Origin of the sequence: Nocardia sp. NPDC050413, assembly GCF_040655475.1 — a bacterium.
Taxonomy (GTDB): Bacteria; Actinomycetota; Actinomycetes; order Mycobacteriales; family Mycobacteriaceae; genus Nocardia; species Nocardia coubleae.
On sequence record NZ_JBFAJZ010000001.1, the window covers coordinates 748,653 to 768,421 of the forward strand.

The following is a 19,769-nucleotide window of genomic DNA, read 5'->3' on the forward strand; positions in this document are numbered from 1 at the left end:
TCGTGCGGCGCCGGTCATGGCGAGGGCGACGGCGGTCGGCAGGTCCGGGGCGACGAGGGCGGTGGCGCGCGCGTGGTCGATTTCCGCACGCCGGGTGATGGGGGTCGGCACCAGGATCGCGGCGCATCCGGCGGCCTGAGCGGCCTCGATATCGGCGCCGATGTCACCGATCAGGACGCAGTCGGCGGGCGCGACGCCGAGTTCTTCGGTGGCTCGAAAGACCATGCCCGGGGCGGGTTTGCGGCATGCGCAGCCGTCGTCGGGACCGTGCGGGCAGAACTGCCACGTGTCGAACGGGCCGAGTAGTTGGTCGACGGCGGCGTTGACCGCACGGACCTGGGCGTGGGTGATGAGGCCACGGGCGATGCCGGACTGGTTGCTCACCACACCGGTCGGGATCCCTTCGGCGCGTAGCCGGGCCAGTGCGTCGGCGGCACCGGGCACGGGACGCACCAGTGCCGGGTCGCCGAGGTAGGGGACGTCCTCGATGAGTGTCGCATCGCGATCGAAGAGCACCGCTGCAGGAGGGGCGGGACGCGATCGACCGTTTCGGTCGGATCCGTTCGTTCGTGTGGTGGGCAGTGAGCGAGTGTTCATGCGGGCCGCCTCGTGTCGGCGGGTCGGGCGCACAGGGTGTCCACCGCGTCGACGATCTCCGCGGAGGTGATGGTGTCGAGGCACGGGTGTCCCGGAACCGGGCAGGTGCGGGCTCTGGTGCCCTCGCATGCGGCGGACCGGCCGAGCACCACGACCGGCACACCGTAGGGCGCCCACCGCGCGGCCGGGACGACCGGTGCGAACAACGAGACCACGGGTGTGCCGACCGCGGCGGCCAGGTGGGCGGGCCCGGTGTTGGGGGCGACGACGACATCGGCGTCGCGCAGTATCGCCGCCAGCGTCGCGAGGTCGGTGCGGCCGCCGAGGTCGGTGGCCAGCCCGTCGGCGACGAAGGCGGTGTGCTCGTGGGGACCACCGGTGACCAGTACTCGGTACCCGGCCCGGACCAGGGCTGCCACATGGGTTCTCATCCGTTCCGGTGCCGGGCGGCGGGCCGGTACGGCGGCGCCGGGATGGACGACGATGTAGCCGGGTCCGCCGGTGCGGGTACCGACATCGGGCAGCAGGTCCTCGCGGATCCGGAGCTGATCGGAGTCACCGGGGAACCCGGCGGCTTCGGCCAGGGCCAGATTGCGGATCTGTTCGGGCCGGTCCTCGTCGCGGGTGTCGCGCAGATCGAGCAGTGAGCCCGGGTAGTCGATGCTGATGCCCGCGATGCGGCCGACCCCGGCCATGCGCAGCACCAGCGCCAACGGCAGGGGTGACTGGTGGAACGAGGTGAAGATGACGGCCTCGGTCGGTGCCAGGGCGCGCAAAGTCTCGAGCAGTGCGTCGATGGCGTTCTGGGTGACCGGTGGCGCGTCGAAATCGACCCACCCGGCGTGGAATTCGACGACTTCGTCCACCCCTGGCAGCAGCCGGGCCGCTGCCGCACCGCGTGGCCCGGCGAGGAAGGTGACCTTGTCGGACCCCGCGGCGACTGCCCGGACGGCGGGCCCGGTGAGCAGCACGTCGCCCGCGCTGTCGAGTCGAGCCACCAGCACATGCCTCATCGCCGCTTACCCTCCACGGTGTCGGCGAGCAGGTCATTCCAGCGTTCGACGAACTGGTCGATGCCGAAATTGGTCTGCGCCCACTGCCGGGCGGCTTTGCCGGCGAGCTGGGCCAGATCGGGTTCGGCCACGAAACGCTGCAGTGCTCGGCTCAGAACCGACACATCGGTGGACACCACTCCGGCCTCGGGCGGGATCGCGGCCGCCGCCTCCGTGGTGGCGACGGCGACGACCGGCATCCCGATATGCATGGCCTCGAGCACCGAAAGGCCCAGCGACGTCCAGCGCGGGGTATGCACGAACACGCGGCGGCGCGCGATTTCGGCGTGCAGGCGGTCTTGGCGTAGGTCGCCGTGCCCGCACACACGATCTTTCGGCCGGTCGACGGCGGTGTGGACGTGGTCGGTTTCCATCCCGAATACGTCGATCGGGGTGGTATCGGAGAGTTCGGCGAGCAGATCGGTGCCGGTCACGCGCCAGCGGCGCACCGGTTCGTTGACGATGGTGGCGGCCCGCTCGAGTTCGCCGGTGTAGAGCGGGCCGGGATCGAGGACCCCGTGGGGGACGACGCGCACCCTGGTGTGCCCGTTGTCCCACATCAACCGGTTGAACTCGGTGACGTGGACCAGGGTGAGGTCGTCGCGGTCGGCCATGGGGTGCCGGGTGGTCGCGGCGTGCCCGGACGGGGTGTTGTGTTCGACGTAGATCAGCGGGACGTCGACCCCGGGAGTGCGGCCGAGCCAGCGTTGGGCCAATTCCAGTTCGCGGGGGCGTTGGGCCACCACGACATCCACGTGTTCGTCGGCGAGCGCCTCGGGGGCGATCTCCTCGGCGCCGGCCGGCCACGGTCGCCCGCACCGGCCCAGCGCCCACCCGCCCCAGCGCGGGTCGTGCGGGATCAGGTAGCGGTGGGGTCCCTGGACGAACGAACTCATCCAGGACCCGTGCACATGCCAGGCGAGGATCGTCGTCATGGCCACGACGGCTCCGTCGACGGGCACACCATCAGTTCGCGCACCTGACAGCCCGGTGGTTGGGAGAGCGCGAAAACGACCGCGGCGGCGACGTCTTCGGGCCGGTTGAGTTTCGCGTCGGCCGGCGGCTGGTACTGCGGGGTCCGGTCGTCGAAGAACGCGGTGTCCATGCCGCCGGGCACCAGCAGGGTGACGCCGACCTCGCCCGCGGTCTCGGCGGCCAGGGCACGGGTGAAGCCGACGACGCCGAATTTCGACGCGCAGTAGGCGGTGGCGTCGGGCAGCGCGCGCATGCCGAGGGTGGAGGCGCAGGTGACGACGGTGCCCTTGCTCGCGCGCAGGGCGGGCAGCGCCGCGCGGACGACGGCGGCGGTGCCGAACAGATTCACCTTGACCACGTTCTCCCACTTCTCGGCCGACACGCTGTCGAGCGGGCCGCAGGCATCGGTGCCCGCGGCGGTGAACACCGCGTCGAGGTGACCACCGGTGCGGTCGAGTACCCGTTCGACAGCGGCCGTCGCGGCGGCGGTGTCGGCGAGATCTGTTTGCTCCCAGTCGATTCCGTCGGCGGGGGCGTTGCGGTCGAGCACCACGGGTGTGCCGCCCGCGGCGCGGATCGCGGCGACGGTCGCGGCGCCGAGACCTGAGGATCCGCCGGTGACGAGGACGGTGCCGAGCGGGCGTGTTGACGGGTTCACGAGGATGGGACTCCTTTCAGCGGGGGTCATGCCGACATCGCGGCCCGGTCGACGCGGCGCGCGGATACCTTGCGGTAGGCGGTGAGAGTGCGGGTGCCGACCCGCTCCCAGGAGTAGGAGTTCTCGGCTCGACGACGTCCGGCCGCGCCTCGGGAGGCGGCCAGCTGCGGGTTGTCGAGCAGCGGGCGGATCGCGGCGGCCAGCGCCTCGGGCGAGTTCGGTGCCACCAGGGCGCCGGTGACACCGTCGACGACGGTGTCGAGCATGCCGCCGACCGCGGTGGCGACCACGGGTCGCGCGCAGCCCATCGCCTCGAGCGGCACGATGCCGAACGGCTCGTACCAGGGTGTGCAGGCCACGACATCGGCGGAGCGGATCAATTCCGGCATGGCGGTGTGCTCGACCGACCCGAGCAGGTGCACCCGGTCGCCGACGCCGATGCGGTGCGCACAACCGCGCAGCCGTCGCGCCTCGGCGTGCGTTTTGCCCTTGTCGTCGGCTCCGCCCGCGATGACCAGTTCGGTGTCGGGTAACTCGCGCAGTGCGGCGATGGCCAGGTCGTAGCCTTTGCGCGGCACCATCCGCCCGACCGACAGGATGCGGTGCGGTGCGCCGCGTTCGGCGACCGGGCCGGCGGGGGTGAACAGGTCCAGGTCCACACCGCACGGAACCACCGACACATGATGCGGAGGCACACCCATCTTCGTGAGTTCGCCGACCTCGTCGGAGCAGGTGGCGATGACCCGCGCCGCCCGCGACGCGACGAGACGCTCGATGCGGATACGCGCGGGTGGGCTGGTGTCGGCGCGGCCCTGGTACCGGTGCTTTACGGTGCCGAGCGCGTGGAAGGTGACCAGGACGGGGATGCCGGTGCCGTGGGCGGCGAGTTCGGCGGCCATGCCCGACATCCAGAAGTGCGCGTGCACCACGTCCGGGTGCTCGCGGGCCCAGTCGTCGCGCAGGAATGCGGCGAATTCGCCCAGGTGAGGGAGGATTTCGTCCTTGGGGATCGGGCGTGGTGGACCGGCGGGGACGTGCACGACGCGGTAGCCGTCGTCGGTGTGGATCGTGCGTTCGGAATGGGTTCCGTCGTGTCTGGTGTAGACGATCACCTCGTGCCCGCGCTCGGCGAGGGTGGCCGAGAGGGCGGCGACGTGGACGTTCTGCCCCCCGGCATCGGTGCCACCCAGCGGCGCCAGCGGACTCGCGTGTTCGGAAACCATGGCGATCTTCAACGCGGACTCCGTTCGTCGGGCGAGCGGCGGCCGGGGAACGCACCGCTTGCGGGGTGACCGGTTCTCGCTGGGCGCTATGCCCGGGGAGAAGTGGGTCAAACAGCGGCGTGCCGGTTTCGCCCGACTGTTTCGGTGCGCGCCGGTGGGGTACTGCGGCCGTTGCCGATCACCGCCACCACAGAACATCGGGTAAGGAGTGCCGAGATGACGACCGCATCCGGCGACAGCGTTCTCGGGCCCATCTCGCGGCCGCTCCCGGATGTCGAACGCATCGTGGTGTTGCGCGGTGGTGGTCTGGGCGACGTGTTGCTCGCCCTGCCCGCGATCGAGGCGCTGGCCGCGACCTACCCGTCGGCGCGGATCACCCTGTTCGGTTCGGCCCTGCATGCCGCGCTGCTGCGAGCACGGCCGGGACCGGTGCACGACGTGCGGGTGCTCCCACCGCAGGGCTCACCCGCCGAGGGCGCGCTGCTCTACGAAACGGCAAGGGAGCGCGTCGATCTGGGGGTTCAGCTGCACGGCGGCGGTGCCTGGTCGAACCGGTTCCTGCGCCGCACGGGAGCTCGGTGGACGGTCGGTTCGCGCGCCGACGGCGCCATCGAACTGACCAGGACCACCCCGTTCCGGTACTACCAGCACGAGATGATCCGTGCGCTCGAGGTGGTCGGATTGGCCGGGGCCGCACCGGTCACTCTCGAACCGAGGATCACCGTCACCCCCGACGACGAGGCCGCCGCCGAACGGCTCGTCGGGCAGGCGACGGGGCCCGTTGTCACGGTTCACCCCTCGGCGACAGATCCCCGAAGGCGGTGGCCCGTACGCAAATTCGCGGAGGTCATCGAGCATTGTGTGCGCGGCGGGGCCACCGTTCATGTGATCGGCACCAACGACGACCGTCCGCTGCTGCGCGAAATCCTCGACCGGGTGGGCGGTTGCGACACCCGCCACGTGCACTGCCTCGTCGATGCCGACATGACCGAACTGTGCGGGTTGCTCACGCGGACAACGGTTTTCGTCGGCAACGACAGCGGGCCACGGCATCTGGCCAAAGCGCTCGGCACCCCGACGGTCGGGATCTTCTGGATCGGCAACCTCGTCAACGCCGGACCACTCAACCGCGCCAACGACCGGGTGCTGACCGCGTGGACCACGCGCTGCCGGCTCTGCGGTGCCACCCTCACCGACGAAGGCGCCCCACGCTGCGAACACGACAACTCGATCGTCGCCTCGGTCACCGTCGAGGAGGTGTGCCGTGAGATCGACGAATTCCTCGGCCCCGCAGGCGTTGTCACCGCACTGCGGCCGCAACCGCGGTGGCACGACACCGTAGGCCTCGACGCCACGGTCGGGGACCGTCGTCGATGACGCCAGGTGTTCCGCGCGCCGGGTGGGGATCCGTACCGGCATCGCTCATCGTTCTCCCACGCGGCCGCGGATGCGGTCGATCATCGTCGTCGTGGAGTGGTCGGCGAGGTAGTTCAGGACCCGGACCTGGCCGCCGTATCCGGTGACAACCGGGGTCTCGGGCAGCATGTCCGGGCTGTAGTCGCCGCCTTTGACATACAACTGGGGCTCGGTGGCGCGCAGCAGCTCGGCGGGGGTGTCCTCGTCGAAGACGGTCACATGGTCCACACAGCTCAGGGCGGCCAGCACCGCGCACCGGTCGCCCGCGGTGTTCACGGGCCGCTCGGGACCCTTGAGGCGGCGCACACTGCTGTCGGAGTTCACGGCGACCACCAGGATGTCGCCGAGGCTCTTGGCCTCGTTGAGGCAGGCGATGTGACCGGCGTGCAGCACGTCGAAGCAGCCGTTGGTGAACACCACCCGCGCGCCCTCGGCGCGCTCGCGGCGCACGGTCGCGATGAACTGGTCACGCGAGAGGACGCCGGAGCCCTCGCCGCCGAGGCGGGCACGCAGATCGGGACACCGGCACACCGAGGTCCCGGGGCTGCACAACACCACATCGGCAGCCGCCTGGGCGAATTCGACCGCGCCGGTCAGCGGCATCGCGTCGAGCACGGCGGCGGTGAGGGCGGCGACGAATGTGTCACCGGCACCGGCCGACCGGTTCTCCGGCACCGCCACCGCCCAGGTCCGGTGCGCGGGCTTGCCGTCCACGAGCAGGACGGTGCCGTCCTTGTCGAGGGTGACCACCACCGCGGCCGCTCCGGTGCGGGCCATCAGTTCGTCGCGGTGGTCGATGAACAGTTGCGCGTGATCGGTGTGCGCCGTCGTGTCGAGCAGGGCCGCGGCCTCCTCGGCGTTGGGTGTCACCAGGTCGGGCCGCAGCGCCTGCCAGCGGGCCGGTGCGTGCGCGTCGAGCACCAGCAGCGGGAGGCTGTCGCGGCGCGCGCACAGTGCGTCGCGGATCGTGTCGTCGAGGGTGGCGCCGTAATCGCAGATCAGCAGGGCGTCGCCATCGGTGAGGGCGGTGTCGAGCGCGGCGAGCAAGGCGGTGGTGTCGGTGGGAACCGGGGCACAGTCCTCGTCGTAGCGCAGCAGGATCTGCTCGTCGGCCATCACCCGCACCTTCACCTCGGTGGGCCGGGTCGGATCGGCGACCACGGTGTCGGTTTCCACTCCCGCGCGACGCAACGCGTCGCGCAGGTCGTGGCCGGCGTCGTCGTCGCCGACCGTGGCGACCATCTGCACCCGCGCGCCGAGTGCGGCGAGGTTGGCCGCGGTATTCGCCGCCGCCCCAGGCACTTTCGCGGTCTCGGCGACATCGACCACCGGCACCGGGCCCTCCCGGCACAGCCGGTGGCAGCGTCCCCATTTCCACACGTCGAGCACGGCATCACCCAGGACGACGACACGCGGTCGGCGCGCGGCGACGTGATCGACGGATTCGGGGCCTGGTCCGCGAAAGCCTGGATCGGTCTGGTCGAACGGCATGGGCGTCCTCCCTCGGGCGGTGGTCGTCGTCGAAGCGATTCCACGTGCGCGGCGGGTCAAACAGATCCGGGCCGATCGGTGTCGGCGGCACCGGCGCGGGTATGGCGAGGATGCGAACCGAGCCGAGGAGGTGTGCGATGCGTGTGGTCGTGACGGGAGCGACAGGCAATGTCGGCACGGCGGTGGTCGACGCACTGACCACCACACCGGCGGTGACGTCGGTGCTGGGAGTGGCACGGCGCAAACCCGACCGTGGGCTCGCCGGGGTCGACTGGGTCGGCGCCGACGTGCGCGACGCCGATCTGGTCTCGTTGTTCCGAGGCGCCGACGCGGTGGTGCACCTGGCCTGGGTGTTCCAGCCGACGCACCGGCCGCTCGACACCTGGCACACCAATGTCGACGGCACCGAACGGGTGCTGGCCGCTGTCGCCGAGGCGGAGGTGCCCGCGCTGATCTACGCGTCCTCGGTCGGGGCGTACGCACCGCGCGAGGACGACGAACCCGTCACCGAGAGCTGGCCGACCGAAGGCTGGCCCGCCGCCGCCTATATGGCCGAAAAATCCTATGTGGAGCGGCTTCTCGACATCTTCGAACGCGACAACCCCGACATTCGGGTGGTGCGGATGCGTCCGGCGTTCACCTTCCAGTACGACTCGGCCAGCGAACAACGCCGCCTGTTCGCCGGACCACTACTACCCAACCGGTTGATCCGGCCGGGAGTGCTGCCCGTACTGCCGTATCCGTGGGGAATGCGGTTCCAGGCGTTGCACAGCAGCGACGTGGGACGCGCCTACGCGCTGGCGGTGACGAAACAGGTGCGCGGTGCGTTCAATCTGGCCGCCGACGACGTCATCGACCGCGATGCCATCACCCGCATCCTGCGCACCAGGACGTTTCCCGTCCCGCCCCGCGCGGTGAAAGCCGCGCTCACGGTGGGCTGGTGGTTGCGGCTGGTCCCGGCCACTCCGGAACTGTTCGCCGCGATGATGCATCTACCGCTGCTCGACACCACCCGCGCCCGCACCGAACTCGGCTGGACGCCGAGGATCAGCGCCGCCGACGCGCTCACCGAGGTGCTGCACGGATTCGGTGACGGTGCGGGCGGTGACACCCCACCGCTGGCCGCCGACGCCGGTGGCACGTTGCGCTACCGCGAATTCGCCTCCGGCGTCGGCGGGCACGATCCGGTCGACCAGCTCACCCGCCACGCCCACCGGTGAACGTCACGGCCGGAAGACCGCGCGCACGCATTCGCTCTTGTCGTTCTTGAAGATGTCGTAGCCGGCGACCGCGTCCGACAGCGGCAGATCATGGGTGATCAGATACGACGGGTCGAGCTGACCGCTGGAGATGAACTCGAACATGCGTGAGACGTCGCGCTGACCGGACTGCTGGGCGGTGCGCAGGGTAAGCCCCTTGTTGGTGAGCACACCCGTCGGGAATTTGTCGGTCACGCCGTACACGCCGAGCACCGACACCACCCCGGTCTTGCGGCACGACATGATCGCCTCGCGCAACGCGGTGGCCCGGTCGGTTTCCAGTCGCAGCAACTGTTTGGCCCGGTCGTAGAGGTGCTGCACGCCGGTGCCGTGCGCTTCCATCCCGACTGCGTCGATGCAGGCGTCGGGTCCGCGCCCGCCGGTCATCTCGCGCAGGGTGGCGGGCACGCTGTCGACACTGGTGTAGTCGATGGTGTCGGCGCCCGCATGCCGGCGTGCCAGCTCGAGGCGTTCGGGGACGCGGTCGATCACGATCACCCTGCCCGCGCCGAGCAGGCGGCTGGTGTGGGCGGCCATCAATCCGACGCCGCCGCTGCCCCAGACCGCGACGGTGTCGCCGGGGGAGATGTCGCAGAAGTCGGCGCCCATCAGCCCGGTCGGTAGCGCGTCGGAACAGAACAGGGCCTGCTCGTCGGTGATCGACTCCGGAATCGGGAAACAGTTCACATCACCGAAAGGCACCCGGATGTACTCGGCGTGCGAGCCCTGATAGCCGCCGAAGGGATGGGTGTAGCCGTAGATCCCGCCCGATGGGAAACCCAGGATCGGTTGTTGCACCGCGGCATTCGGGTTGGTGGTGTCACAGGCCGAATACCGCTGCGCCCCGCAGTACCAGCACGCACCGCAGCCGATGAACGACGGCACGACCACCCGGTCACCGACGGTGATTCGCTCCACCGCGCCGCCGACCTCGAGCACCTCGCCCATGAATTCGTGTCCGATCACGTCACCTTCGCGCATACCGGGCAGGTAGCCGTCGATGAAATGCAGATCCGAACCGCAGGTGGTGCTCAACCGGACCGCGACGATCACGTCGTGCGGGTTGACCAGGCGGGGATCGGGCACCGTCTCCACGGCCAGATCGTTCACGCCGTTCCAGCACAGTGCTCGCATCAGTCCTCCTGCTCGCGTCCGCTCGGATTGTGGGTCAGTGTCGGCGCCTCCCCGGTCTGCAGGATCGCGCGCGCCCGGTAGAGGGCGGTGAACGCGGCATGCCCGGTGAGCTGTTCGGGCAGCGGGCTGGTGACCCGGATCGTCACCTCCGTACCCAGATCGCCCGGGGCGTCGGCGAAGGTCAGCCGGATCTGGGACCGGCCCGCCGGGTCGCGGCCGCCGACGAAGCGGATCTCGCCGGGGGCGCGCACGGTGCGGCTCACCCACTGCGCGGCGGCGGCGGTGTTTTCGACGAACGACCACGTCAACCGGTCCGGGGCGGTCGATTCCACGTGGGCGATGCCGTCCAGCGCCGCGGACAGGTTCGCCGGATCGAGCCAGAACTGTTCGACGTCCGCACGGGGGCGCCCGATCGTCACCGCGTGCACGCTGGCCCCCGCCGTTGGCGCGACCTTGTGCAGCAGCTGCCCGATCCGGTCCTCGACCCAGGTCACCGGTTTCGGGTGTCGGGTCGGATGCCGGTTTCGGGGTCGTCGTCGGCGGGTGGCTCGGGGTCGTGCCACTCCTCGGCCCGGCTCGACCGGTTGCCCTTGATGGTGCCGTCCAGCTCGTGCGCGAGTTCCTCGTCGTGGGCCGGACCGTGCTTGGTGTTGCCTCGTTCGATGACCATCGTGCCTCCTTGTGGATTTCAGCGGTGCCGGACCAGGGCGGCGACGCCGTCCTCGGACGGCACACCGCCGGTGACGATGACCTCGGCACCGGTCAGGATCGCCGCGACGGGCAGTGCCTCGTCGGCGCGGCAGGACTGTCGTGGGGCGGTGCTGCCGGTCCAGCCGGCCGGGGCGTGCAGGTCGACGCTCACCTGCGCCCGGTCGGCGCCGACCAGCACGGTGCGGTCACCGAGCCGGTCCGGATCGATGAGCAACCGGTCCACACGCGCCATCCGCAACGCCTCGGCGGTCGCGTCGAGACCGGACACCGCCAGCCCTTCGGGGCGGGCGATCTCGGCGGCGACGGTGTCGAGGACCTCCTCGATGTCGTGGCGGGCCTGTTCGGCGACCACCCGGTGTACGGCGGCGTCGAGCTCACCCGGGTCGCCGCCCGCGGCGCGCGCTCCCGCCTCGACCTCGACCACCGTCGGCCCGTGTTCGGGCAGCGCGTGGTGCAGGGCGTTGCGGGCGCTGACCTCACCGGCGACCACGATCACCTCGGCATGCACCTGCTCGGCCTCGGTGCGCACCTGCTCGGCGAGGTCGTCGATGGTCCGCCGGGTCGTTTCCTCGACGCGTTGCTGCATGGAACGGTGCGCCCATGCCCCGCCGCCGGTTTTGTGCACCGGATACGGGTCCTGGTCGACGCTGCGTTCGGTGACCGACCCGTTCTCATCCACGACGGTCAGATCGCAGCCGACCTTGTCGACCACGGCGACCACATGCGGGATCAGTTCCTCGTGGTGGCGCAGCAACGGCAGCAGATAGGGCAACGGCGAGACCCGCACCACCTCCCGAGCCGGTGGTTCGGGCAGCAACTCGTCGGCATGGACGGTGTGATCGTCGATGATCAACACCCGTCCGGCCCGCCCACGCCCGGGCGGACCCTCGGCGACGGCCCGGTCGAACAGCGCGATCATCTCCGCGCTCGCTCCCGCTTCCCGCAGGCGACCGCTGATGGACCGCCGTCGCAGCTCCAGTTGATGCGCGGCGTCCTCGGTGTCGTGTGACGCATCCATGTACACGACAGCGAAGGGCCCGCGCCTTTCCGCGATCTCTCGAATGCTGTTCACACCGCGCGCATACCCGGCCTTCCCCACCCGAACCACCCCGGCCGGATTTCGTGTCGTGGCCGGTCAGGAGCAGGCGATCGCCTTGGCTTGCCGCAGCACCTCGCGCACCATGGCGGGGGTCAGCATGCCGGTGAAGGTGTTGCGCTGGCTCACGTGGTAGCAGCCGAGCACTGTCACCGTTCGCCCGTCCGGGTGGGTGAGGACCACCTGGACGCCGTGGCCGAAACGGGGGCGGGGGCGGGGAATGGTCCAGCCGCCTTCGGCGAGGACGGTGAACAGCGCCTGCCAGCCGAAGGCGCCGAGGACGACGATCGCCTTCAAGGTGGTGGCGAGCAGTTCCATCTCCCGGCTCAGATACGGTGCGCAGCGCAGGGTTTCGTCGCGGGTGGGTTTGTTCTGCGGCGGTGCGCAGTGCACGGGAGCGGTGACGCGCAGGTCGATCAGTTCGATGCCGTCGTCGGCGCGGACCGGATGCGAACCGGTCGACAGGCCGACCGCGTGCAGGGCCGCGAACAGGACATTGCCGCTCTCGTCGCCGGTGAACATGCGCCCGGTGCGGTTGCCGCCGTGCGCGGCCGGTGCCAACCCGACCACCAGGATCCGGGCATCGGCGGGGCCGAAACCGGGCACCGGCCTGCCCCAGTAGTCCTCGTCGCGGAACGCGGCCCGTTTCTCCCGCGCCACCTGCTCGCGCCAGGCGACCAGGCGGGGACAAGCACGGCACGAGGACACCAGCGCATCGAGTTCGGCGAGGGTGCCCGCATTGCCCGCCGCGAGCGGCGCCTGCTCCGGGTCGCTCGGTTCGGCGGCCATCGTCCCATCCTAGGGCGTGGGAAATCCGGTAACCCGTCGTACCGAACCACCCACGCGGTACCGGCGGTACCACGTACTGTGAAGGGATGATGCCCATCGAGATCGTGACCGCCGACGGAGTCGTGCGCGGTCGAGCGGGCCGCAGTGTCGTGCGCTGGCGCGCCCTACCGTACGCGGCCTCTCCTGTCGGCGACCTGCGCCTGCGCGCACCCCAGCCGGTGCGTCCCTGGACCGGCGTGCGCGCGGCCGACCGCTTCCGTTTCGCGGCGACCCAGCACCCCAGCGGTGCCCGAATCGGCCCGCGCACCTGGCAACCGGTGGGCGAGGACTGCCTCACCTTGAACGTCACCGCCCCGGCGGCATCGTCGGACACACCGCGTCCGGTGATGGTGTTCATCCACGGCGGCGGATATGTCATCGGCACCTCGAGCATGTACTCCGGCGCCCGCCTCGCGGTCCGTGGCGACGTGATCGTGGTGTCGGTGAACTACCGGCTCGGCGGTCTCGGCTATGTCGACTTCAGCGAATTCTCCACGCCGGAGCGCCCTTTCGACGCCAACCTCGGACTCCGCGACCAGGTGGCCGCGCTGGAATGGGTACAGCGCAATATCGCCGCCTTCGGTGGCGACCCCGCCAATGTGACGATCTTCGGCGAATCGGCGGGCGCACACGCCGTGGTGAGCCTGATGGCCACCCCCGCCGCGCGCGGCCTGTTCCACCGCGCCATCGCCCAGAGCGCCCCCGCCGACTGGACGATGACCCGCGAAGACGCGCACCGTTTCGCCCGCCGCTGCCTCGAGCGACTGGGTGCCGACCCGGCCGACGCCGTCGCCGCCCTCACCACCACCTCGGCGAACGCGCTGTGCCGGGCCACCGACCGCGCTCTCGGCCGGGCCATGCGCGAGGAACCCGGCAGCTTCGCCTACGCCCCCGTCGCCGACGGCGAGTTCCTGCCCGAGGCGCCGCTGGACGCGATCGTCGCGGGCCGCGCCCACCGGGTGCCGCTGATCGTCGGCACCAACCGCGACGAGGCGACCCTGTTCCAGCGTTTCGTGAAAGCGGTACCGCACACCGAGGACCAGCTCACCACGACCTTCGCCCGCTGCGAAGCCGGTGCCCTCGAACGTGTCGCCGCCTGCTACCCCGGCTACCCGAGCCCGACGACCGCCGTGCGCATCGGCGGGGACTTCATGTTCCTGCGCCCCACCCTCGAGGTCCTCGAAGGACACAGTCCCCACGCGCCCACCTACGCCTACCGTTTCGACTTCGCCCCGCGCGCACTGCGATTGGCCGGTTTCGGTGCCACCCACGCCCTCGACCTGATCCCCGTCTTCGGCTGGGTGAACACCCCGGTCGGGCGCATGATGACCGCGGCGGGCGGGTACCGGGCGTTCCTCGCCGTCCAGCGCGCCATGCAGGACAACTGGCTCAGTTTCGCCCGGACCGGCAGCCCCCTGCCCGCGTGGCCCGCCTACACCGCCGACCACCGCGCCACCCAGATCTTCGACCACCCGACCCGCGTCCTCATCGATCCCGACCCGGCCATCCGCCGTGCGTGGCAAGGCGTGCGCATCGCCGGGCCGACCGACGGGCAGACCAGGACGGAGAACGCCGGATGAGCCTCGACCAGGACACCGGTGCGCGGCGCCTCACCGCACTGCTCACCGAGGACCCACAGGTCAGGGCCGCGCGGCCCTCGGACGAGGTGCACGCCACCGTCACCACACCCGGATTGCCGCTCGGTGAGATCGTCGAGGCGGCGATGACCGGGTACGCCGACCGGCCCGCGCTCGGGTTCCGGCGCACCGAACTCGTGCCCGACGCCGGGGGAGCAGTGCGGCGGATCGTCCCCGACTTCGAGACGATCACCTATCGCACACTGTGGGACCGGGCGCGAGCGGTGGCGGCGGCCTGGTACGCCGACGGGGTGCGCGCCGGGGACTTCGTGGCGATGCTCGGATTCACCGGGGTCGACTACACGGTGCTCGACCTGGCCGTGATCCACCTCGGAGCGGTGGCCGTGCCACTGCAGTCGGGGGCGAGCTCGACCCAGCTGCGTTCGATTCTCGACGAGACCACACCGAAGGTCCTCGCGGTCGACATCGCGTATCTCGGGACAGCTGTCGAGGTGGTTTCCCCGGGTACCACGACACTCGTGGTGTTCGACTTCTTCGCCGACGACCACCGCCATCGCGAGCTACTCGACGAAGCGCGCCACGACTTCCCCGGAATACGCACTCTCCCCGACACTGTCGAACAGGGACTGACCGCGGAGCCCGCCCCCCGCGTGGAACCCGACGACGACGCGCTGGCGCTGCTGATCTACACCTCCGGCAGCACCGGAACACCCAAGGGCGCGATGTACACCCGCCGCCTCGTCGCCGCGGGGTGGCAGCCGGTGCGCCCGTACGCGGTCATCAACCTGAACTTCCTGCCGATGAGCCACATCGCGGCCAGGCTCACCCTCAACGCCGCCCTCGCCCGGGGCGGCACCGCCTACTTCACCGCCGCACCGGACACGTCGACACTGTTCGACGACATCGCCCTGGTGCGGCCCACCGAGATCTTCCTCGTCCCGCGCGTGTGCGAGATGATCCAGCAGCACTACCGCCGCACCCGCGAACACCACCCCGAACTCACCGACGACCAGGTGAAAACGTCACTGCGCGAACAACTCCTGGGTGGTCGCCTGCTGACGGTGTCGTGTGGCAGCGCCCCCATCGCACCGGAACTGCGCGCGTTCGTCGAATCGGTGCTCGAGCTGCGTCTGCACGACGGCTACGGGTCGACCGAGACCGGTGGTGGCGTCATCTTCGACACCCGGGTCATGCGCCCGCCGGTGCTGGACTACAAGCTCGTCGACGTCCCCGAACTGGGCTACTTCGGCACCGACAAGCCGTATCCGCGTGGGGAACTGCTGCTCAAGACCACCACCATGATCGCCGGTTACTACCGGCGTCCCGAGGTCACCGCCGAGGTGTTCGACGCCGACGGTTTCTGCCGCACCGGCGACATCGTCGCCGAACTCGCACCCGACCGGCTGACCTATGTCGACCGGCGCAACAACGTCATCAAGCTGTCGCAGGGTGAGTTCGTGACGGTCTCGCGTCTGGAAGCGGTGTTCGCCGGCGAGGATCCGATCCATCAGATCTATGTCTACGGCAGCAGTGATCGCGCGTTCCTGCTCGCCGTCGTCGTCCCGGCCCGCCCGCTGCCCGCCGAACAGGCCCATGCCGCGATCAGCGACGCGCTGCACCGGGCCGCGGTGCGGGCACAACTGGAACCGTACGAGATCCCCCGCGCCTTCCTCGTCGAAACCGAACCGTTCACCGTCGACAACGGGCTGCTCTCCGGAGTGGGAAAACTGTTGCGCCCCAAGCTGAAAGAGCGCTACGGGCAGCGCCTGGAACAGCTCTACGACGAGCTGGCCGGACGCCAGGACGACGAACTGCGCCGGCTACGTGCCGACGCCCCCGGTCTCGCCGTGTCCGAGGTCGTCGCCCGGGCCGCGGGCGCGATACTCGGCTGCGATCCCGCCGCCCTGCGCGCCGACACCCGATTCTCCGACCTGGGCGGTGATTCGCTTGCGGCGCTGTCGTATTCGACACTGCTGCGCGAACTCCTCGACGTCGAGGTCCCCGTCAACGTCCTGCTCGGCCCCGACAGCACGCTGGCCGGCCTCACCGGCTACATCACCGCAGGCCCCGCGACCCTCGACGCCGAGACGATCCACGGTCGCGGCGCCACCGAGATCCGGGCAGCAGACCTCACCCTGGACAAATTCCTCGACACCGGCACCATCACCGCCGCCCCCGATCTGCCGAGGGCCGCGACTCCCGCGCGGACCGTGCTGCTCACCGGCGCCAACGGCTACCTCGGCCGATTCCTGCTGCTGGAACTGCTCGAACGCGTCGCCCCGCTCGGTGGCACCGTGATCTGTGTGGTGCGCGGCGCCGACGCCGAGTCGGCCCGCGCCCGCCTCGACGCAGCCTACGACAGCGACCCCACCCTCACCGAACACTTCCGGGCGCTCGCCGACCGCGCCCTCGAGGTACTGCCCGGTGACATCGGTGCACCGGAACTCGGTCTGCCCCAACAGGTATGGCAGCACCTGGCCCGCGACGTGGACCTGATCGTGCACTCGGCAGCGCTGGTCAACCATATGCTGCCCTACCACCAGCTGTTCGGACCCAACGTGGTCGGCACCGCCGAGATCATCCGGTTGGCCGCGACCACCACCCGCAAGCCGGTCAGCTACCTGTCGACGGTGGCCGTCGCCGCCCAGATCACCGACTTCACCGAAGACGGTGACGTGCGGACCATGAGCCCCGTGCGCCGCCTCGACACCGGCTACGCCAACGGCTACGGCAACAGCAAATGGGCCGGTGAGGTGCTGCTGCGCGAAGCCGCCGACCGGTTCGGGCTGGCTGTCGCGGTGTTCCGCTCGGACATGATCCTGGCCCACCGCTGCTACCATGGCCAGCTCAACGTGCCCGACGTCTTCACCCGGTTGCTGCTCAGTGTGCTCGTCACCGGCCTGGCACCGAAGTCGTTCTACCGCACCGACTCCGAGGGCAGGCGCCGTCGTGCGCACTACGACGGGCTGCCCGCCGACTTCGTCGCCGCCGCGATCACCGCACTGGCCCCGACCACCGGATACCGCACCTACGATGTCGTGAACCCCCACGACGACGGCATCTGCCTCGACGACTTCGTCGACTGGCTGATCGAGGCCGGTCACCACATCGACCGCCTCGACGACTACGACGAATGGTTCGACCGCTTCACCACCGCCCTGAGCGCCCTACCCGAACCGCAACGCAAACACACCCTGCTGCCGTTGCTGCACGCCTACCGGCATCCGGCCCGCCCGCTGCCCGGCTCGGCGCTGCCCGCCGACGGCTTCCGCGCCGCCGTGCGGGCCGCCGATATCGGTGGCGCCCCGGACATCCCACAGCTGGGCCGCGACCTGATCGGCAAGTACGTGCGCGACCTGGCTCAGCTCGGACTGCTCGACACCGATTCGGTCTCGGCGTAGCCGACGGGCCGCAACGCCGGGTCGGGGGCGAACGAGGTGAGCCCGACCCGGCGGTACTTGCCGACCAACCGTTCGTAGCGGCGGCGGTTGCGAGCCATCGGTGAATCGGTGACGGTGGCGGGCAGCCGGTCGAACGCGGTCCGCAGCAGCGCGGTGAGCATCCGGAACTCGGTGTCGTGGCGGGCTGTCCAGGTGATCGGCATGCGGGCCCGCACCTGCGGGTGCATGATGCCGCACCCGAGCAGCATCACCACATGGCTCAGCACCGGCGAACCCACCCGCCACAGGGGACCGGTGAGCGCGGGCAGGAAGTCCGGCCGGGGTGCCCGGCGCACCGACGCGGTGGCCGCCTCGAGGGCCGGGGTCACCCGCAGTTCCTCGGCGGCCATCCGTTCGTAGTGGGCGACCAGTTCGCGGTAGTCCTCGATCGGTGCGTTGCGGCCGCGCAGGTGCAGTCCGGTTGTCTTGCGCCGGTAGTGATCCCAGACGGCCTGGTTCTGCGCTGCCGTCGGCTCGGTGCCGGTCAACGCGATGTAGGCGCCGCGCTGAACGAAGAACGTCGAGTACAGAATCCAGTTCCAGGCCTGCGGCTCGAGCGCCGAATAGCGTTGCCCGTCGGGGCCGACGCCCTTGACCGCACGGTGCAACAGCATCAGGCGCTCGGCCTCGGAGGCCGCGTCGGCCTCGGTGCCGTGGTAGATGAGCTGGTCGGCGGCGGCGGTGCGCACCGCGCGCGCCCACGGCTGATACCTGGACCGCCCCGTCGCCTCGAGCGCCGCCGACACCGGCGGCAGCATCGGCTGATCGAACAGCCCGACGGCGAACAGCCCGAACAGCATCGAACCGCCGACCCGCTCGAATCTCTCGACGGCAGCCGAAACATCGTGCGGCACACCGTCGGTAGCGGCGGGCTGATGAGACACGGGACAGGTCATCGGTGAACTCCTTTGTTCCGGCGCCGCGACCGCATGGGCCAGGTCGGCACCCCTCCGCATTCTGGTGCCACACGACACCAGAAACTCGTGTGGTGTCAGCGTGCACCACAATGGGGTCATGGTCAAGAGCGAGGACACCGCGACATCCCCCCGCGCCTACGGGGGAGTGGCGGCCGACGAACGCCGCGCACGCCGCCGCGCGGCCCTGCTCGACGCCGCCCTAGACCTGCTCGCCGCCGACGGTGCCGCCGCCGTCACCAAACGCGCGGTCTGCGCTCGGGCCAAGCTCAACGACCGCTACTTCTACGAACAGTTCGCCGATCGCGACGCCGTGCTCACAACCCTCGTCGAAGAGCTCACCGCCCAGGGCATCGCCGCCGTCGTCGCGGCCACCCACGCGGCCGAACCCGACATCCACAGCCAGGTCCATGCCGCCGCCGATGCCGCGCTCGGCTTCCTGCTCGACGACCCACGCCGCCACGCGCTGCTGCTCAACGCCCACAGCACCGAAGCCCTCCAGCGGGCCCGGCTCGCCACCCAGCACGCCATCGCCCGCGCCATGGCGGCGGTCAGCCGCGAACTGCACCCGTCACCGATGTCGACGCCGCTGGACACCGACATGGCCGCCTACACGGTGGTCAGCGGCACGCTCGAACTCGTCGCGGCCTGGATGCGCGGGGAATTCGACACCACCCGAGCACACCTCACCGACCTGATCGCCCGGCAATTGCTGCAGGTCGAAACCGTCCCCGGCGCCTAGGGGGCCACCATGCGCGCGGCCGCGAGCACGGTCGCCGCGCGCTGGGTCGCCACATGCTCACCACCGGCCTGAGCGGCATGGACGGCGGTGGTGCGGGCCAGATCGGTGAGCATGCGCAGCAGCAACGCCGCCGGGATATCGGGGGTCACCAGCCCCTCGCGCTGCCCGCGCCGCAACTCGGCCAGCTTGCTCGCCACCATCTCACGCAACGCGCGCGCCACCTCTTCCTCGGCCGGTTCCAGATCGGCCCAGGCCTGCAAGCGGGCATCGTCCGGGTTGGCGAGGAAATGATCGAAGAGGCGTCCGACGTACCCGGGCAGATCCTCCGCGCGCATGGCCGTGCGGGCGGAGGCTTCGCTGGCCCAGCGTTCGGTGACGGCGGCGTAGAGCTCCTTCTTGCCGGGGAAGTAGGCGTAGAGGCGGTCCTTGCTGGCATGCGCGGCCTCGGCGATCCGGTTGATCCGCGCGCCCGCGATGCCGAACTCGGCGAATTCCGCCTTGGCCGCGGCGAGAATTCGCTCCCTGGTTGCCTCACCTGCCGCTCGCATGCGCTGGATGTTACCCCTTGCCGAACCATCTGGTTCGGAACTATGGTCAATCCCGAACCACCTGGTTCGGGTAACGGCGAGACGAGG

17 protein-coding genes and 1 pseudogene are annotated in these 19,769 nt (G+C 70.4%); 5 read left to right on the top strand and 13 right to left on the bottom strand.

The genetic code is table 11. The features are described from left to right. Window positions 1-45: 45 nt before the first annotated feature. The 5 genes and pseudogenes from AB0I19_RS03600 to AB0I19_RS03620 all read right to left on the bottom strand — a co-directional run. Window positions 46-597 (bottom strand): annotated as a pseudogene (locus tag AB0I19_RS03600) (HAD-IIIA family hydrolase); the annotation flags it as partial. Next, window positions 594-1,610 carry a glycosyltransferase family 9 protein gene (locus AB0I19_RS03605; RefSeq protein WP_357143945.1) on the bottom strand — a complete coding sequence of 339 codons (1,017 nt, stop codon included), beginning with the start codon at window positions 1,608-1,610 and terminating at the stop codon, window positions 594-596. The pseudogene AB0I19_RS03600 and the gene AB0I19_RS03605, both read right to left, overlap by 4 nt. After that, entirely contained in the window at window positions 1,607-2,584 is a 978-nt protein-coding gene (locus AB0I19_RS03610; RefSeq protein ID WP_357145113.1) for a glycosyltransferase, read from the bottom strand. The genes AB0I19_RS03605 and AB0I19_RS03610 overlap by 4 nt, the downstream gene beginning before the upstream one ends. Beyond that, entirely contained in the window at window positions 2,581-3,282 is a 702-nt protein-coding gene (locus tag AB0I19_RS03615; RefSeq protein WP_357143948.1) for an SDR family oxidoreductase, read from the bottom strand. Before AB0I19_RS03615 ends, AB0I19_RS03610 begins: the two co-directional genes overlap by 4 nt. A 26-nt stretch (window positions 3,283-3,308) precedes the next feature. Then, window positions 3,309-4,517, bottom strand: a complete 1,209-nt coding sequence (locus AB0I19_RS03620; protein ID WP_357143951.1) for a glycosyltransferase — start codon at window positions 4,515-4,517, stop codon at window positions 3,309-3,311. Between the two features lie 204 nt (window positions 4,518-4,721). On the opposite strand from AB0I19_RS03620, the gene AB0I19_RS03625 reads away from it, so the two are divergent. Beyond that, window positions 4,722-5,882 carry a glycosyltransferase family 9 protein gene (locus tag AB0I19_RS03625; RefSeq protein WP_357143953.1) on the top strand — a complete coding sequence of 387 codons (1,161 nt, stop codon included), beginning with the start codon at window positions 4,722-4,724 and terminating at the stop codon, window positions 5,880-5,882. 45 nt (window positions 5,883-5,927) lie between these two features. Here AB0I19_RS03625 and rfaE2 read toward each other — a convergent pair whose 3' ends face one another. Next, entirely contained in the window at window positions 5,928-7,412 is a 1,485-nt protein-coding gene (rfaE2, locus tag AB0I19_RS03630) for a D-glycero-beta-D-manno-heptose 1-phosphate adenylyltransferase (RefSeq protein WP_357143956.1), read from the bottom strand. A gap of 137 nt (window positions 7,413-7,549) precedes the next feature. Here rfaE2 and AB0I19_RS03635 point away from each other — a divergent pair, with 137 nt between their 5' ends. Then, window positions 7,550-8,632 carry an NAD-dependent epimerase/dehydratase family protein gene (locus tag AB0I19_RS03635; protein ID WP_357143959.1) on the top strand — a complete coding sequence of 361 codons (1,083 nt, stop codon included), beginning with the start codon at window positions 7,550-7,552 and terminating at the stop codon, window positions 8,630-8,632. A gap of 3 nt (window positions 8,633-8,635) precedes the next feature. Here the strand turns inward: AB0I19_RS03635 and AB0I19_RS03640 are convergent, their stop codons facing one another. The 5 genes from AB0I19_RS03640 to AB0I19_RS03660 all read right to left on the bottom strand — a co-directional run bounded on the left by AB0I19_RS03640 (window position 8,636) and on the right by AB0I19_RS03660 (window position 12,401). Next, window positions 8,636-9,805, bottom strand: coding sequence for a zinc-dependent alcohol dehydrogenase (locus AB0I19_RS03640; RefSeq protein WP_357143961.1), 1,170 nt, complete (start codon window positions 9,803-9,805; stop codon window positions 8,636-8,638). Then, complete coding sequence (locus tag AB0I19_RS03645) at window positions 9,805-10,299, bottom strand: hypothetical protein (protein ID WP_357143964.1); 495 nt, start codon at window positions 10,297-10,299, stop codon at window positions 9,805-9,807. Before AB0I19_RS03645 ends, AB0I19_RS03640 begins: the two co-directional genes overlap by 1 nt. Then, on the bottom strand, window positions 10,296-10,475 hold the full coding sequence (locus tag AB0I19_RS03650; protein ID WP_067489744.1) for a hypothetical protein: 180 nt from the start codon (window positions 10,473-10,475) through the stop codon (window positions 10,296-10,298). Before AB0I19_RS03650 ends, AB0I19_RS03645 begins: the two co-directional genes overlap by 4 nt. A gap of 18 nt (window positions 10,476-10,493) precedes the next feature. Next, entirely contained in the window at window positions 10,494-11,534 is a 1,041-nt protein-coding gene (locus AB0I19_RS03655; protein ID WP_357143967.1) for a Vms1/Ankzf1 family peptidyl-tRNA hydrolase, read from the bottom strand. Window positions 11,535-11,651: 117 nt separating this feature from the next. Next, window positions 11,652-12,401, bottom strand: coding sequence for a uracil-DNA glycosylase (locus AB0I19_RS03660; protein ID WP_357143970.1), 750 nt, complete (start codon window positions 12,399-12,401; stop codon window positions 11,652-11,654). Between the two features lie 86 nt (window positions 12,402-12,487). Between AB0I19_RS03660 and AB0I19_RS03665 the strand changes: the two genes are divergently transcribed. Continuing rightward, window positions 12,488-14,020, top strand: a complete 1,533-nt coding sequence (locus AB0I19_RS03665) for a carboxylesterase/lipase family protein (RefSeq protein WP_357143973.1) — start codon at window positions 12,488-12,490, stop codon at window positions 14,018-14,020. Further along, complete coding sequence (gene car, locus AB0I19_RS03670) at window positions 14,017-17,439, top strand: carboxylic acid reductase (RefSeq protein WP_357143976.1); 3,423 nt, start codon at window positions 14,017-14,019, stop codon at window positions 17,437-17,439. Before AB0I19_RS03665 ends, car begins: the two co-directional genes overlap by 4 nt. Here the strand turns inward: car and AB0I19_RS03675 are convergent. Further along, window positions 17,400-18,374 (bottom strand): oxygenase MpaB family protein, encoded by a 975-nt coding sequence (locus AB0I19_RS03675; RefSeq protein ID WP_357143978.1) that lies wholly within the window; start codon window positions 18,372-18,374, stop codon window positions 17,400-17,402. The two genes, car and AB0I19_RS03675, sit on opposite strands and share 40 nt — an antisense overlap. Before the next feature lie 118 nt (window positions 18,375-18,492). On the opposite strand from AB0I19_RS03675, the gene AB0I19_RS03680 reads away from it, so the two are divergent. Beyond that, a complete protein-coding gene (locus AB0I19_RS03680; RefSeq protein ID WP_357143981.1) occupies window positions 18,493-19,134 on the top strand; it encodes a TetR family transcriptional regulator in 642 nt (213 codons plus the stop codon). Here the strand turns inward: AB0I19_RS03680 and AB0I19_RS03685 are convergent. After that, complete coding sequence (locus AB0I19_RS03685; protein WP_181697178.1) at window positions 19,131-19,682, bottom strand: TetR family transcriptional regulator; 552 nt, start codon at window positions 19,680-19,682, stop codon at window positions 19,131-19,133. The two genes, AB0I19_RS03680 and AB0I19_RS03685, sit on opposite strands and share 4 nt — an antisense overlap. Window positions 19,683-19,769 lie beyond the last annotated feature (87 nt).

What these genes read in the sequence shown, in the direction of transcription:
- AB0I19_RS03675 (WP_357143978.1), bottom strand. Translation starts at nt 18,374, where the DNA reads ATGACCTGTCCCGTGTCTCATCAGCCCGCCGCTACCGACGGTGTGCCG.
- AB0I19_RS03685 (WP_181697178.1), bottom strand. Translation starts at nt 19,682, where the DNA reads ATGCGAGCGGCAGGTGAGGCAACCAGGGAGCGAATTCTCGCCGCGGCC.
- AB0I19_RS03605 (WP_357143945.1), bottom strand. Translation starts at nt 1,610, where the DNA reads ATGAGGCATGTGCTGGTGGCTCGACTCGACAGCGCGGGCGACGTGCTG.
- AB0I19_RS03660 (WP_357143970.1), bottom strand. Translation starts at nt 12,401, where the DNA reads ATGGCCGCCGAACCGAGCGACCCGGAGCAGGCGCCGCTCGCGGCGGGC.
- AB0I19_RS03625 (WP_357143953.1), top strand. Translation starts at nt 4,722, where the DNA reads ATGACGACCGCATCCGGCGACAGCGTTCTCGGGCCCATCTCGCGGCCG.
- AB0I19_RS03680 (WP_357143981.1), top strand. Translation starts at nt 18,493, where the DNA reads ATGGTCAAGAGCGAGGACACCGCGACATCCCCCCGCGCCTACGGGGGA.
- car (WP_357143976.1), top strand. Translation starts at nt 14,017, where the DNA reads ATGAGCCTCGACCAGGACACCGGTGCGCGGCGCCTCACCGCACTGCTC.
- AB0I19_RS03650 (WP_067489744.1), bottom strand. Translation starts at nt 10,475, where the DNA reads ATGGTCATCGAACGAGGCAACACCAAGCACGGTCCGGCCCACGACGAG.
- AB0I19_RS03655 (WP_357143967.1), bottom strand. Translation starts at nt 11,534, where the DNA reads ATGGATGCGTCACACGACACCGAGGACGCCGCGCATCAACTGGAGCTG.
- AB0I19_RS03640 (WP_357143961.1), bottom strand. Translation starts at nt 9,805, where the DNA reads ATGCGAGCACTGTGCTGGAACGGCGTGAACGATCTGGCCGTGGAGACG.
- AB0I19_RS03665 (WP_357143973.1), top strand. Translation starts at nt 12,488, where the DNA reads ATGATGCCCATCGAGATCGTGACCGCCGACGGAGTCGTGCGCGGTCGA.
- rfaE2 (WP_357143956.1), bottom strand. Translation starts at nt 7,412, where the DNA reads ATGCCGTTCGACCAGACCGATCCAGGCTTTCGCGGACCAGGCCCCGAA.
- AB0I19_RS03610 (WP_357145113.1), bottom strand. Translation starts at nt 2,584, where the DNA reads ATGACGACGATCCTCGCCTGGCATGTGCACGGGTCCTGGATGAGTTCG.
- AB0I19_RS03635 (WP_357143959.1), top strand. Translation starts at nt 7,550, where the DNA reads ATGCGTGTGGTCGTGACGGGAGCGACAGGCAATGTCGGCACGGCGGTG.